This is a genomic window from Methylobacterium sp. PvR107, assembly GCF_017833295.1.
In the GTDB taxonomy this organism is placed as follows: Bacteria; Pseudomonadota; Alphaproteobacteria; order Rhizobiales; family Beijerinckiaceae; genus Methylobacterium.
In genome coordinates, this window is record NZ_JAFIBW010000001.1 from 2,273,436 (window position 1) to 2,288,243 (window position 14,808).

Genomic DNA, 14,808 nt, shown 5'->3' on the forward strand with positions numbered 1-14,808 from the left:
GGCGGCTGCCGGGCATACCCGCCTCGGTCCTCAACCGGCGACGAGAACGCGGGCCCGGCGCATCCAGCGCATCGAGGCCTCGACCAGGGTCGGGCTCCGGTGCTTGAGGATCGCCGACTTCAGGAGGTTCGTGGGGACCTCCCAGAGCTGGACGGACCCGATCGGGAAATGCGCCACATCGCCTGCCGTGAGGTGGCGGCGCTCGCCATCCGCCCCGGTGATGAAGACGTCGCCATCAAGGATCGTGATGATCTCGTCGGCTTGGTGGGTCCAGCGGAACGTGCTCGCCGTGGTGCGCCAGAGATAGACATGCGCACTCCCGTCGTGGGTCTGCGAGACCTCTGCCACTTCAGTGACGGGACTTCCCGAGACGACCCAGTCGGCCGGAATCGGCGAAGGACTGAAGGCGGCGATCCCGGGCTTGATCGTGGTTCCGGAGATGGGACGCCCCTGCTCGTGGATCCGGATCTCCGCATAGGCGCCGGCCGCCAGCAGGAGGGCGGCGACGATGGCGATCTTCCTCACGGGAGGCTCCGGCGTACTGCGCTCTAGGCATCCTCGAACGAGACAGCAGTATCCGTGCTTTATCTTTTGCTGAATAGCGGCCGGACAGCCTAAAACGGCACCTCCATTCGATCTTTGTGTGTTTGTCTTAATTCCACATCCCGGCGAACGTCTCGTCCGGTCCTTGCGAGACTGCAGATGTCCGCGGCCATTCGCGGCCGCCGTTACGCTCCGGCGGATCCCATCGCGGGCGCGAGCAGCCGGGTCAGCGCGCGGCGGCCGCTCCGGTCCCGGGCTCGGTGATCCAGCGGGTTGCGTCGGTCCGCGGCGCGACCACGTCTGTGTCGGTGCGCAGCTGCGGGCTGTAGGAGGGATCCTCCGCCAGGACGTCGTGCCAGCGGCGCAGGAAGCGCGCTGTCTGCGAGCCGGGGGCGAAGCTCGTCGTGCGCGACGCGCTCTCATGATGCGCCATCTCGGCGAACGGCGTGTAGACGATACGATAGCCGAGCAGGCGCAGCTTCAGGCAGAGATCGACGTCGTTGAAGTCGAGGGCGAAGCCCTCGTCGAAGCCGTTGACGGCCTCCAGCACGGCCTTGCGGGTGGCAAACAGCGCCCCGGTCACCGCCGCGCAGTCGCGCTGGGTGAGCGCCCAGTCCGCATAGGTCCGCTCCGCCGCCGGCCGCTTGTACCAGGGATGGGCGAAGACGCCGAAGATGCCCCCGGTCATGCCGGCGTGCTGGATCGTCCCGTCCGGGAAGAGCAGCCGCCCGCCGACGCCGCCGACGCCGTGGTCCATGGCGAAGGTCAGCAAGGCCTCGATCCATCCGCGCCGACGGACCACGAGGTCGTCGTTCATCAGGATGACCAGGTCGGTCTCGGCGGCGCGCCACAACCGGTTCATCTTGGCGGCATAGTTGAACGGCTCGCCCGCGGGACGACGCGTGTCGATGCGCTTGACCGTGAACCGGTCGGCGCGGCCCCGATAGATCGCGTCATCCTCGCGGTCGTCGCCGATCAGCACGGTGATCCGGTTGGCCGGGTAGGTGCTGCGCCCGAGGCTGTCCAGGAGCTGGACGATGTGCGGCCGGTCGGTGGGGACGCCGTCGCCGTCCTTGGGCCGGCTCTGCGCGGTCGGGATCACCAGGGTCACCGGGGGCGGATCGCCCAGCGTCCGCCGGATCTCCAGCGTATCCGGCGTGAGCCCGGCCGCCGTCGTGAGCGGCTGGCCGGCGGCGCGGAACCACCGCTCCAGGACACGGGCGCGGGCCTTGCGCCCGGCCTTCGGCCGAGCGAGGGGCGAGGCGAGCAGCGTGTGCGGGATGCGATCGAGGCCGATCCCGGCCGAGAGCGCCTCCAGGCAGAAGGCGAACCACGCGGCGTTCCCCTCGCGCCGGCCGAAGGTGGGCGTCACGGCTGCGAGTGCCGAGGCGCGGATGATCAGGGGGAAACCGATATAGTCATCCGCCATCAGCAGGCCGGGATTGAAGGCCGGCTTGCAATGGACGCTCGTCACCAAGCCCTCGGCGTCGACGACGGCGTCATCCCCGTAGAAGATGCCGACGTCGGGCCGCGCCGACAGGGCCGCGCGGATCCGCTCGAGCACATCCGGGCAGGGCGTGGCGGTTGCCGGCGCGACGAGGAACACCGCGCCATCCGCCCGCTCGATCGAGTCCGCGGCGAGGGGACGTGTGTCGAAAGGCTGAAGGTCCGCGTCGAGGAGGATCGGCACGACGGGCGTGTTCGCGTTGGGCCCGGCCGCCTTGGGGTCGGCGGGCGTCCCCCAGGCGATCGCCTCCCAGGCTGGCGAGGGGGCCGAATGGCTGCGCATCGTGATCGGTCTCAGCGAGAGGGCCGGATGTCCGGCGGTCATTCGACCAGGAGGCGGGCGAGGCTCGCCTCCATCGCGGCGGCGACGGCGGCGGCCGACAGGCGCTCCCGGATCCGAGCCCTGGCCGCCGCGCCGATCCGCTGCGCCTCGCCGCTCGTCACCGCAGCGGCAGCGGCGTTCAGGGCACGCGCGAGATCGTCCTCGTCGACGCGTCCCCAGGTCGAGCCTTTGAGGTAAGGGCCGTACGAATCCTCAAGGGCGACGATGTCGGCCCGGACCGGGAAACCGCAGGTCGCGTCGAGGAAGTCGCGGCTGCCGCCGAAATCGGTGGCGACCACGACCTTGCCCATCTCCATGGCCTCCGCGATCGTCAGGCCGAAGCCCTCCGAGGAATGCGAGGAGGCATAGACGTCACAGGTCTCGAACAGGATCGCGAGCTCCCGCGCCGAGAGCGGCTGATCGATCACGACCACGTCTCCGCCCTTGCCCACGAGCTCGAGGAGCCGCTTGCCTTCACCCGGAAGGTCGAAGACGTGCTTGGTCTTCAGCACGAGCTGCCAGCCGCTCTTCGCGAGCCCGGCGGCACGGAAGGCCCGGATCAGGGCGTGCGGGTTCTTGCGGGCCAGATAGCTCGAGCCGTCGAAGGCGTAGAGGATCAGCCGCTTGGCCGGGTCGATCGAGAAGCTCGCCCGCAGGCGGGCCTTGGCCGCGGCGCTCGCGGGCTCCCCGGGCTCGTTCTCGACGACGTGCGGCACGATCTCGACCGGGATGTCGGTGATCGAGCGGAAGATGTCGGCGCAGAATTCGGTCGGGGTCCAGATCGCGTCGAGGCCGTCCACGGTCCGAAGCCAGTCCTCCGGGACGTAGGAGGTCTCCCAGACGAACAGCCCGACCTTCCGGCGCGCCTGCGCGACGATCGTCTGCTGGCGCGGGCTCATCAGCGAGGTCCACGTCTCGCCGTTGAGATGGACCACGGCGACGTCGGCCGGTCCCGCGAAGGTCTCGGCCTGCCAGCCCGGCGCGACGCGCGCGTGGACGTGGAACGGCACTTCGAGCGGGTGCAGATTCACCTGCCAGGGCGTCCGGTGGATCGCCCGGGCGTAGCCGCGGCCGGCCACGCCGAGACCGTTGGCGTAGTTGGTCGGGCTTACGAAGGTCACGCGCGGCGGTCCGGCGGCGCGCGTCGGCCGCGCCAAGTCTGCCCAGACCCTGGCGCCCGGGGTGGCATAGGTCGGCTCCAGCCGGTCGAGGTCGAAGCCCGAGTCCTCAAGCGCCTTCCGCAACGGCTTCCCGCCCAGCGCCGCGTGCTCGCCGAGGAGCGAGCGCTTCACGAACGGGAAGCCCTGCCCCAGCAGGTTCTCCCAGTCGAACAGGGCGCGGTTGTTGCGCGGGTCGTTCACAAGGGTCGTGTGCCGGTTGCGGGTGGAGAACAGGGCCCGCGTGTTCATGCCCGCCGCGCGCATCCGGGCCGAGAAGGTCAGCTCGTACTCGGTGATGACGACATTCTTGTCCGGCCAGCTCCGGATCGCCTGCATGTACTGGTTGAAGCCGTAGCACGACAGGCAGCGCCGCTTCAGCGCCAGGAAGAAGCTCTGCAGGTGGTCACTGTAGTAGAAGTTGTCGAGCAGACCGACGACCTCCTCGGAGCAGCCATCGATCCGGGCCAGGATGCCGGCGAAGGCGTCGCGGTCGAGGGGACCGACGAGGCTGTCGTTTACGAGGTAGAGCGTGTCCGCGTCCAGCAGGTCGCCGTCCTCGGCCAGCACATGCGCCCAGGCGGCGAAGTCGAAGCCGCCGTTCTCGCGTACGTAGACCGAGGCGCACAGGTCGATCAGCGCCTGCGGCACGACCGTCTTGCGCTGGTCGGCCGCGACGATCAGCACCACGTCGGCGTCGTTCTCGATGAAGGCGCGCAGGTAGGGCTCGACATGGCCCTTGATGCGGCCGTTGCCGGAATGCGTGATGAACAGGGCGGTGCGGGCATGCCTGCGCGGCTCGCGCTTCAGGCAGACGAGCGGGGCCTGGGCCGAATCCCGGGACCCCGCCGTGCCCGCGACGCAGCGGGTCCGCTTCCCCTGGCCGATGCCGTACTGGATGTAGTGGACCAGCGGGTTCAGTCCGCGCGCCGCGGCCTCCGGGTATTCCGAGCGGTACCAGGGCGCGTCGAAGCGGGGGGACGGGCTGGTGGTGCGGCCGCCATCCGCGAGGAAGTGCGCGAGCGGGTTGGTCGCCGCATCGTCGGGGAGGTAGGCCGCGCGGAACCAGCGCGTGTCGAACCACGGGCCCGGATCGAGACCGGCGGCGGCACCGTGCTCCAGGAAATGGACCAGCGGATTGAGGCTCTCCGGCACGATCTCGGGCGCCTGGGCGGCGTACCAGTCCGGATCGAACAGCGGGTGCGGCGCGTGGCGGCGGTAACCGCCGGCCATCACGTAATGCTCCAGCGGCTCGAGGCCGCTGGTCTCGGCCTCCGGACAGTGACGGCGGTAATACGCGGCGTCGAACAGCCCGGATTGCCGGATCAGCTCGACGTGGCGGGAGAGGCTGGCGAGTTCCTCGGCATTGCGCAGGTAGCCCTGCTGCTTCCCGACCGTGATGTAGTGGACGAGCGCGTTGACCGGCTCGCGCCGTGCGTCCGGATAGCGGGCGCGGTACCACGCCGTATCGAAGGCGGGCGACGGGTCGGTCTCACCGCTCTCCAGAAAATGGAACAGGGCCCGCGCGCGCGCGGCCCGACCGCCGAGATACCGCTCGGCGTACCAGTCGGGATCGAACAGCGGGTTCGGCGCCTGCCCGGCCGCCGCGCCGCGCTCGACATAGTGCAGGAGCGGGTTGATGCCCTCGACACGCAGGGTCGGGTTCGCCGCGAGGTACAGGTCGCCGTGGAACAGCGGGTGCGGCCAGCGGCCCTCGCGTCCGCCGTGGACGGCGTAATGGGTCGCGGGATCGATCCCCTCGGTGGCGACATCCGGGTAGCGCCGCGCGTACCAGGCCGCGTCGAACAGGCCCGAATCCTTCACGGCCCGGACGAGATCGGCCTGTCGCGGCCCGCTGCGGCGATCCCGCTTCAGGCGCCGGGTGAGCGGCCGCGCGAGGGATTGCGCGGCCTTGGCGAGGCCGGCCTTCTCGGATGACCCGGCGGCGAACACATCTCGAAGGCGCATGACATGGTCCGGATACGCGGGAAGCCCGCAAAGCTGCCCACGCCGCGATCCGCGAGAGACATCAAGGGGTTCGGCCGGCGGTCGCGGGCACGACCGGCCCGGCTCAGGCGCCTTCCTAATGGTCCAGCCCGCCGACGCCAAGACCCGGGCGCTGTGCCGGGCCGAGGCCTGAGGCGCGGCGCGATCCCGGAAAAATCCGTCCGTCGCCTATCCGGGCGCCCTCACGTTCGTATACGAGGCGCGCTCACGGCAACGCAGCGCGCCTGCACGGCGCATTTGCAAGGAGAGCAGCCCGGTGGCTGATCTCATCCCGAGGACGGGCCGTCCGCCGGGAAGCCGCCGGACACGCCCTCCCCTTCGTGCCGCAACCGATGGAGCCTACCGTCATGAGTGAACGCATCATCCTCCGCGCCGGCGAAGCCCTGGTGGCGGGCGGGCCGCCCAACACGGCGTCCGAGCCGGAAGTCATCATCGGCGAGCTCGACGGGCCGGTCGGCACGGCCCTGGCGACGCTGACCGGCGACCAGGTGGTGGGCCACAGCCGCGTCTTCGCGCTGCTCAACACCGACATCATGGTCCGTCCGGTGACGCTGTGCGTCTCCAAGGTCAGCGTGACCGAGAGCAAGTACACGTCGATCCTGATGGGCACGGTGCAGTTCGCGATCGCCAACGGCGTGCTCGACGCCGTGCGGGCGGGCTACATCCCGAAGGAGAAGGCCAATGATCTCGGCATCATCTGCTCGGTCTGGCTGAGCCCGGGCGTGATCGAGGCCCAGACCGTCGACCACAAGGCGCTGTTCGAGATCCAGCGCAAGGGCATGACCGAGGCGATCCGCAAGGCGATGGCCAACGAGCCGTCGATCGACTGGCTCTTGGAGAACCAGGAGAAGATCGTCCACAAATACTACACGATGGGCCTCGAAGGAAAAATCTGATCGCTTCCCCGGCCTGTGCCGGAGCGGGATCCGCGCCTACGGCCGGAACCCGCTCCGCCCGTCCGGGCCGGCGCGCGCCAGTCCGGTTTCTGAAGCCCCAAGCGGGGCGCGGATCCGGGCGCGCCCACGGGAAGCGGCCGTTCCGGTTCACCGGCGTTTCGGCCGCATGAGGTCTTACGAAGGGAGACGCCATGACCGTATCCAGCGAGGACGACCTGGCCGGACTGAAGCGGATCGGGCGCATCGTCGCCGAGGCGCTGGAGATCATGGGCAAGGCGATCGAGCCCGGCATCACGGAGCGCGAGCTGGACCGGATCGGACGCGCCTATCTCGACGCGGCCGGAGCCCGCCCGGCGCCCGAGATGGTCTACGGCTTTCCCGGCGCGACCTGCATCAGCGTCAACGAGCGGATCGCGCACGGCATCCCGGGCGACCGCCGGATCGAGCCGGGCGACCTGGTCAACATCGATGTCTCTGCCGAGAAAGACGGCTACTTCGCCGATACGGGCGCGTCCTTTGCCGTTCCGCCGGTGACCCGCAGGGTCGAGCGGCTGTGCCGGGACGGGCGCCGGGCGATGTGGGCGGGCCTGCGCCAGGTCGGCACCGGCATGCCGCTGGCGGGGATCGGCCGGGCGGTCGGCGACTTCGCGCGGAAGAATGGCTACACGCTCGTGCGCAACCTCGCCAGCCACGGCGTCGGCCTGTCGCTTCACGAGGAGCCGACGGAGATCGCGACCTGGCCCGACGCCTCAGAGCGCCGGATCATGACGGAGGGGCTGGTATTCACAATCGAGCCGTTCCTGTCGCTGGGCGCCGATTACGCCGAGGACGGCGACGATCCCTGGACCCTGTACAGCCGGCCGAGGGCTCCGACGGTCCAATATGAGCACACCGTCGTCGCCACGCGCAGCGGTCCGCTGGTTCTGACGATGCCCGGACAATAGGGGGCCGGCCGGCCCTGAGGTGACACCGTCGACCGTCGCGCCACGCAGCAGCGGGCGAGGCGCCCCGCATCCGGCCTCATCGCCGTCACCGAAGAGCGGCGCGGTCCGGACCAGGGTCGCGGCGCCGTGCGCCAGCTTCGGCCGCGATTCGGCGTGCGGCGATCCCGACCTTGCCAGCCCGCTATCAGAAGCCCCACACTTGTCGCGATGACCCGTGGGGTTCCGCGGGGCCCCGGACCGGAGATGGATAACGGCATGACGCAGGGGATCAGCCCGGCCACCACCCTCGACGACGGCATCGTGGCCACCGCGGAGAGCTGCCTCGCCGCCGTCGGCGCGGCGCGGGAGGCGATCCACGGGGTGATCTTCGGGCAGGAGAAGGTCGTCGATCTCGCCCTCGTGACCATCCTGGCCGGCGGCCACGGCCTGCTGGTCGGCCTGCCGGGCCTCGCCAAGACCAAGCTCGTGGAGACGCTCGGCACCGTCCTGGGTCTCGACGCGCGGCGTGTGCAGTTCACGCCGGACCTGATGCCGTCCGACATCCTCGGCACCGAGATCCTCGAAGAGGATGCCGACCGCCGCCGCGCCTTCCGGTTCGTGCAGGGGCCGGTGTTTACCCAGCTTCTGATGGCCGACGAGATCAACCGGGCGAGCCCGCGCACGCAGTCGGCCCTGCTCCAGGCGATGCAGGAGGGCCACGTCTCGGTGGCGGGCGCCCGCCACGACCTGCCCCGGCCGTTCCACGTGCTGGCGACCCAGAACCCGATCGAGCAGGAGGGCACCTATCCCCTGCCCGAGGCGCAGCTCGACCGCTTCCTGCTGGAGATCGACGTCGGCTACCCCGACCGCGCCGCCGAGCGGCGGATCCTGATCGAGACCACGGGCGTCGATGAAGTGCGGCCGCGCGCGGTGATGTCCACCGAGCAGCTGCTCACCGCCCAGCGCCTCGTGCGCCGGCTGCCGGTTGGAGAGGGCGTGGTCGAGGCGATCCTTGACCTCGTGCGCGCCGCCCGGCCGGACAGCGGCGACGCGCTCGTGAAGGACAAGCTTCTCTGGGGGCCTGGCCCCCGCGCCAGCCAGGCGCTGACGCTCGCCGCCCGCGCCCGGGCGCTGATCGAGGGGCGTGTCGCCCCGTCGGTGGCCGACGTGAAGGCCCTGGCCGAGCCGGTGCTCAAGCACCGCATGGCGCTGAGCTACACCGCCCGCGCCGACGGCGAGACCATCGAGGGCCTGATCGCCAAGCTCGCGGAGAAGATCTGACTTTGGTCGCGACGAACGCCCTCGACGCGGGCAGGCGCGTACCCGGCCGGCGCGAGAGCGAGGGCGCGACCGCCCTGTCGGACAAGATGCCCCGCCTCGTCCTAGAGGCGCGGCGGGTGTCGAGCCTGCTGGCCCACGGCCTCCACGGCCGCCGCCGGGCGGGTCCCGGCGAGAGCTTCTGGCAATTCCGTCCCTTCGTCACCGGCGAGGCCGCGGCGCGGGTCGACTGGCGTCGCTCGGCCCGGGACGACCGGCTTTACGTGCGCGAGCGCGAATGGGAGGCGGCTCACAATATCTGGCTGTGGATCGACCGCTCGGCCTCCATGGGCTTCTCCTCGGACCTGGCGTCGGCCCCGAAGGTCGAGCGCGCGCTCATCCTGGGGTTGGGGCTCGCCGACGCCTTTGTGGAAGGCGGCGAACGCGTGGGCCTTCTCGGACTGACCCGGGCGACGGCGTCCCGGGGGATCGTCGAGCGGCTGGCGCAGGCGCTCGTGGCGGACAAAGCCGGTCTCACCCAGGATCTGCCGCCCCGGGCGAGCCCCGCCCGCTTCGACGAGGTGGTGCTGATCGGCGACTTCCTGACCGCGCCGGCCCGGATCGCCGATTCCGTGCAGAACCTCGCCGGCCGCGGCAGCCGCGGCCATCTCCTGATGATCGTCGATCCGATCGAGGAGACCTTCCCGTTCACCGGCCAGGCCGTGCTGCACGACCTCGAAGGCAGCCTCAGCCTCGACATCGGCGACGCCGACGCCTGGGGCGCGCGCTACCGCGCCCGGATCGCCGAGCACCGGGCCGCGTTGGCCGCCATCACCCGAAGCCAGGGCTGGACTCTGACGATCCACCGCACCGACCGGCCGGCGAGCGAGGCGGCCCTTCGGCTCGCCACGCTGATCGCCGCCCGCGGCACGGAGTGAGGCCGGCATGCTGGGTCTGACCTTCGCGGCGCCTCTGGCGCTCGCAGCCCTGATCGGCCTTCCCGCCCTGTGGTTCCTGCTGCGGGTAACCCCGCCGCGCCCGCGGCGGATCAACTTCCCGCCGCTGAAGCTCGTCGCGGACCTGATCCCGCAGCGCCAGACGCCGGCCCGGACGCCGCCCTGGCTGCTGATCCTCCGGCTGCTGATCGCCGCCGCCCTGATCCTGGCGGTCGCCGGCCCGGTCTGGAACGCCGGGGGCGCCGGGGCCGGGGGCGGCCGCAGCGCGCTCCTCGTGCTCCTCGACAACGGCTTTCCCGCCGCCCACGACTGGCGCGACCGGCTGCGTGTCGCCACCGACGCCCTGGAGGGCGCTGCCCGCGACGGCCGGCCCGTGGCGGTGATCGGGCTGGCGGATGCGCCCGCAGCCTTCGAGGCGAAGGCGCCGGCCGCCGCCCTGGAGCGGCTGCGCGCCCTCGCGCCGCGCCCGATCCTGCCCGCTCGGGACGCGCATCTCGCCACGATCGGCGCCTTCCTGGAGAAGAACCAGGGCGCCGGACTCGTGTGGATCAGCGACGGCGTCGCCGGCGCGAGCGACGAGCGCTTCGCAAAGGGCCTCGCCGATCTCGTCGGCAGCAGCGGCGCCGCGCTCACCATCCTGCGCGCCGACCGGCCCCCGGCGCTGGCTCTTACCGCCACCGAGAATGCCGGCAAGCTCGTCACCCATGCCCTCCGGGCCGTGCCGAACGGGCGCGATTCCGGCGTGATCCGGGCGCTGGACCAGAAGGGCCTGCCGCTCGCCGAGCGCGACTTCGCCTTCGCGGCCGACGCCACGGAGGCGGACGCGACCTTCGAGATGCCCGTGGAACTGCGCAACAGCATCAGCCGGCTGGAGATCGCGGGGGAGCGCTCGGCCGGCGCCGTGGTGCTGCAGGACGAGCGCGGCAAGCGGCGCCGGGTCGGCCTCGTCTTCGGCGGCACCCTCGACCAGGCCCAGCCGCTCCTGGCCCCGACCTACTACCTGTCCCGCGCACTCCAGCCCTTCGCGGACGTGCAGGAGCCGCGGGGCGCCAAGGGCACGGCGGACTCGATCAACCAGCTCCTCGACAATCAGGTATCGGTCCTCGTGCTGGCCGATGTCGGCGCGCTGGACGAGAAGACCACCGCTCGGATCGAGAGCTTCGTGAAGGAGGGCGGCATGCTGTTGCGCTTCGCCGGCCCCCGGCTCGCCGCCGGCAACGATCCGCTGGTGCCGGTGCGCCTGCGCCGGGGCGGCCGGACGCTCGGCGGGACGCTCTCCTGGGACAGCCCCAAGACCCTGGCCCCCTTCCCGCCCGAGAGTCCGTTCGCGGGCTTGAAGCCGCCGGTCGATATCGGCGTGCGCCGCCAGATCCTCGCCGAGCCGGATGGCGACCTGCCGAACCGGACCTGGGCCTCCCTCCAGGACGGCACCCCGATCGTCACCGCGCAGAAGCGCGGCCAGGGCACGATCGTGCTGTTCCACGTGACCGCCGACACGACGTGGTCGAACCTGCCGCTCTCCGGGCTGTTCATCGACATGCTTCGGCGCGTCGTGGCGCTGGCCGGCGCCTCGGCGCCGGTCCAGGGCGAAGCCGTGCGGGCCGCTGCCCCGGTGCTCGCCCCGCGGGTGACACTGGACGGGTTCGGGGCGCTCGGCTCGCCCCCCGCCTCGGCCACCGCGGTGGCGGCCGACTACGCCGATCGGGCGAATTCCGAACATCCGCCGGGCTTCTACGGCCCGCCGGACGGAGGCATCAGCGTGAACGCCCTGCAACCGGACGACCGGCTGAAGCCCCTCGACACGGCCGCCTTGGAGAGCGCCCGCACCGGATCGCTCGCCGGGGCCGAAGCCTTGGACCTGCGCCCGAGCCTGTTCACCCTCGCGCTGCTTCTGCTCGCCCTCGACACCCTGGCGGGCCTGTGGCTCGGCGGCTTCCTGCGCCGCGGCGGGCTGGCGGCCCGCCTGCGCGGGCGCCCCGCAATCCTGGCGCTGGCGGGCCTGCTGGCGTTCGCCACGCTCCCGGGACAGCCCTTGCGGGCCGAGGAACCGCCGGCCAACCGGCCGAACGGCATCGAGTCGGCGCTGGTCACGCGCCTCGCCTACGTGATCACCGGCGACGCCGCTTTGGACGAGGCGAGCCGGACCGGGCTCACCGGCCTGACCCAGATGCTGGCCTCCCGCACCGCCCTGGAACCCGGCGAGCCCGCCGGGATCGACCCGGCCAAGGACGAGCTGGCCTTCTATCCGCTGATCTATTGGCCGATCGCACCCGCCCGGCCGCAACCCTCGGAAGCCGCGATCCGGAAGATCGACGCATTCATGCGCAATGGCGGCACGGTCCTGTTCGACACCCGCGACGCGCTCACCGCCCGGCCCGGCGGGCCGCCCTCCCCCGAGGCTGCCTATCTCCGCAAGATGCTGGGAACGCTCGAAGTCCCGGAACTGGAGCCGGTGCCCCTAGACCACGTGCTGACCAAGGCGTTCTACCTCGTGGACAGCTTCCCGGGCCGCTACGCCACCGGGCAGACCTGGGTCGAGGCGCTTCCGCCCGCCGCCGAGGGCGCCGAGCGCCGCCCCGCCCGCGCGGGCGATGGGGTGAGCCCGATCATCATCACGGGCAACGATCTCGCCGCCGCCTGGGCGGTGGGCCGCCGGGGCGAGCCGCTCTACCCGGTGGTGGGCGGCGACCAGCGCCAGCGCGAGATGGCGTTCCGCGGCGGCGTCAACATCGTGATGTACACGCTGACCGGCAACTACAAGGCGGATCAGGTCCACGTGCCTGCGCTGCTGGAGCGGCTGGGGCAGTGATGGACGCGAACATCCGATGCGACGCTGCATCCCCTCCCCCCTCCGCGGGTGGGGGCGGCCCCCGGAGGGGGTCGGGAGAGGGGCAGCGCGACGGCTCAGGATCTGATGCCCATCGTGACCTCTTCGGCACCGTCGCGCCCCTCTCCCGACCCCTGCTGACGCAGGGGCCACCCTCCCCCGCAGAGGGGGGAGGGAAAGGTGGTGCCCCATGCTGAGCCTCAGCTTCACGCCCCTCCTTCCGTGGCCGGCGCTCGCCGTCCTGGGCGTCGTCGTCGCCGTCCTGGCGGTGTTCGCCGTCCTGGCGCGCGGCCGGACCGCGTTGCTGCGGGTCCTGGTCCTCAGCCTGGTCCTGGCGGCGCTGACCAATCCGGCCCTGGTGCGGGAGGACCGCGAGCCTGTGAAGGACGTGGCGGCCATCGTGGTCGACCGGTCTGGATCGCAGCAGCTCGGCGACCGCCCGCAGATGACCGAGGCGGTCCGCGCCGAGCTGCAGCGCCGCTTCGGCGCGCTGACCAATATCGAGCCGCGCTTTATCGACGTGCCCGACGCCAAGGATGGCGATGACGGCACCAAGCTGTTCACCGCCCTGGGCCAGGCGCTGGCCGATGTCCCTCCGGAGCGGCTCGCCGGGATCGTGATGCTCACCGACGGCGTGGTCCACGACATCCCCGCGTCGATGGCCCAGCTCGGCATCAAGGCGCCGCTCCACGTGCTGGTGACCGGCCATCCGGATGAGCGCGACCGGCAGATCAAGCTGCTGGAGGCGCCCCGCTTCGGAATCGTCGGCAAGGACCTGACGATCCGCGCCGAGGTGATGGAGCGCGGCGGCACCGGCCACGCCGTCGTCACCGTGCGCCGCGACGGCGAGGAGATCGGCCGCCGGGATGTCGCCACCGACAAGCCGTTCTCGCTGACCACCCGCATCGAGCATGGCGGCCCGAACGTGGTGGAGATCGAGGTCGAGCCGCTTCCGGGCGAGCTCACCAATGTCAACAACCGCGCGGTCCTGCCGATCGAGGGCATCCGCGAGAAGCTCCGGGTGCTGCTCGTCTCCGGCGAGCCCCACCAGGGCGAGCGGACCTGGCGCAACCTGCTGAAGTCCGATGCCAACGTCGACCTCGTCCATTTCACCATCCTGCGCCCGCCGGAGAAGCAGGACGGCACGCCGATTTCCGAGCTGTCGCTGATCGCCTTCCCGACGCGTGAGCTGTTCGTCCAGAAGATCAAGGATTTCGACCTGATCATCTTCGACCGCTACGCCAACCAGAGCGTGCTGCCGCAGGCCTATTTCGACAATATCGTCCGCTACGTCCGCGAGGGCGGCGCCCTGCTGATCGCCGCCGGCCCCGAATTCGCCGGCCCCGCGAGCCTTGCCCGCACGCGCCTCGCCGGCATCCTGCCCGGTGATCCGGACGGACGCGTCGTCGAGAAGCCCTACAAGGCGGCGCCGACCCAGACCGGCCAGCGGCACCCGGTCACCCGAGCCCTGCCGGGCTCGGACGCGAATCCGCCCGCCTGGGGCGATTGGCTGCGCATCATCGAGGCTCGGACCCGCCCGGGCATCCAGCCGATCCTGTCGGGCGCCGAGGGGCTGCCGCTGCTCGCCCTCTCGCGGGAGGACAAGGGCCGCGTCGCCCTGCTCCTGTCGGACCATGCCTGGCTCTGGGCCCGGGGTTACCAGGAGGGTGGCCCGTATCTCGACCTGCTGCGCCGCCTCGGCCACTGGCTGATGAAGGAGCCGGCCCTGGAGGAGGAGGCCCTGCGCGCCCAGACCACCGGTCGCGGCCGGGAGGTGCGGGTCGAGCGGCAGACCATGGCCGACCAGACCGAGCCCGTCACCGTCACCGGACCGACCGGCAAGGTGACGACGCTGACGCTGAAGCCCAGCGAGCCCGGCCTGTTCACCGGCACCTTCGACGCCGAGACACTCGGGCTGCACACCCTGCGCTCGGGCACCCTCGTGGCCTTCGTCAGCGTCGGACCCGCCAATCCGCGCGAGCTCGCCGACGTCTTCAGCGACACCGATCGCCTGAAGGCCGTGGCCGACGGATCGGGCGGCTCGGTCCGCCGGATCGCCGAGGCCGGCGGCGGCATCCAGGTGCCGCGTCTCGCGGTGGTGCGCGGCGGCCGCCTGGCGGGCGGCGACTGGATCGGCTTCCGGCCAAGCGACAGCGCCAATATCCGCGGCGTCGAGGTCTATCCGCTGGCGCTGGGTCTGGCGGCGCTCGCCGCGCTCGCCGCCTCCCTGCTCGCCATGTGGCTGGTCGAGGGCCGACGCGGTCGGGCGGCGTGAGACGATGGTCCCGCGCGCTCCGCAACCTCCCCTCCCCCGCAGAGGGGGGCGGGAGAAGCCGCGCCTCCCTCCCCACCGCGCGTGTGCGAGCGCGCTCGACGCCCGGGCCGCGCCCGGCCTATGACCCTAACTGAACGCC

General features: G+C 71.5%; 9 protein-coding genes. 6 read left to right on the forward strand and 3 right to left on the reverse strand.

Annotation, left to right across the window (positions count from 1 at the left end):
* Nucleotides 1-30: 30 nt before the first annotated feature.
* The 3 genes from JOE48_RS10630 to JOE48_RS10640 all read right to left on the reverse strand — a co-directional run bounded on the left by JOE48_RS10630 (nt 31) and on the right by JOE48_RS10640 (nt 5,496).
* Nucleotides 31-525 carry a cupin domain-containing protein gene (locus tag JOE48_RS10630; protein WP_210029697.1) on the reverse strand — a complete coding sequence of 165 codons (495 nt, stop codon included), beginning with the start codon at nt 523-525 and terminating at the stop codon, nt 31-33.
* 244 nt (nt 526-769) lie between these two features.
* Nucleotides 770-2,332 carry a glycosyltransferase family 2 protein gene (locus JOE48_RS10635; RefSeq protein ID WP_210029699.1) on the reverse strand — a complete coding sequence of 521 codons (1,563 nt, stop codon included), beginning with the start codon at nt 2,330-2,332 and terminating at the stop codon, nt 770-772.
* A gap of 38 nt (nt 2,333-2,370) precedes the next feature.
* Entirely contained in the window at nt 2,371-5,496 is a 3,126-nt protein-coding gene (locus tag JOE48_RS10640; RefSeq protein ID WP_210029700.1) for a rhamnan synthesis F family protein, read from the reverse strand.
* A gap of 386 nt (nt 5,497-5,882) precedes the next feature.
* Between JOE48_RS10640 and JOE48_RS10645 the strand changes: the two genes are divergently transcribed.
* From JOE48_RS10645 to JOE48_RS10670, 6 genes are all read left to right on the forward strand, one after another.
* On the forward strand, nt 5,883-6,431 hold the full coding sequence (locus JOE48_RS10645; RefSeq protein ID WP_210029702.1) for a formaldehyde-activating enzyme: 549 nt from the start codon (nt 5,883-5,885) through the stop codon (nt 6,429-6,431).
* Nucleotides 6,432-6,622: 191 nt separating this feature from the next.
* Nucleotides 6,623-7,375 (forward strand): type I methionyl aminopeptidase, encoded by a 753-nt coding sequence (gene map, locus JOE48_RS10650; protein WP_210029703.1) that lies wholly within the window; start codon nt 6,623-6,625, stop codon nt 7,373-7,375.
* A 255-nt stretch (nt 7,376-7,630) separates the two neighbouring features.
* The gene (locus JOE48_RS10655) at nt 7,631-8,635 is read left to right on the forward strand and encodes a MoxR family ATPase (RefSeq protein WP_210029704.1); all 1,005 of its coding nucleotides are present in this window, start codon (nt 7,631-7,633) and stop codon (nt 8,633-8,635) included.
* Nucleotides 8,636-8,637: 2 nt separating this feature from the next.
* Nucleotides 8,638-9,549: a DUF58 domain-containing protein gene (locus JOE48_RS10660; protein ID WP_210029705.1), complete on the forward strand. Its 912-nt coding sequence runs from the start codon at nt 8,638-8,640 to the stop codon at nt 9,547-9,549.
* 7 nt (nt 9,550-9,556) lie between these two features.
* Nucleotides 9,557-12,376: a DUF4159 domain-containing protein gene (locus tag JOE48_RS10665; RefSeq protein WP_210029706.1), complete on the forward strand. Its 2,820-nt coding sequence runs from the start codon at nt 9,557-9,559 to the stop codon at nt 12,374-12,376.
* Nucleotides 12,377-12,584: 208 nt separating this feature from the next.
* Nucleotides 12,585-14,669 (forward strand): hypothetical protein, encoded by a 2,085-nt coding sequence (locus tag JOE48_RS10670; RefSeq protein WP_210029707.1) that lies wholly within the window; start codon nt 12,585-12,587, stop codon nt 14,667-14,669.
* Nucleotides 14,670-14,808 lie beyond the last annotated feature (139 nt).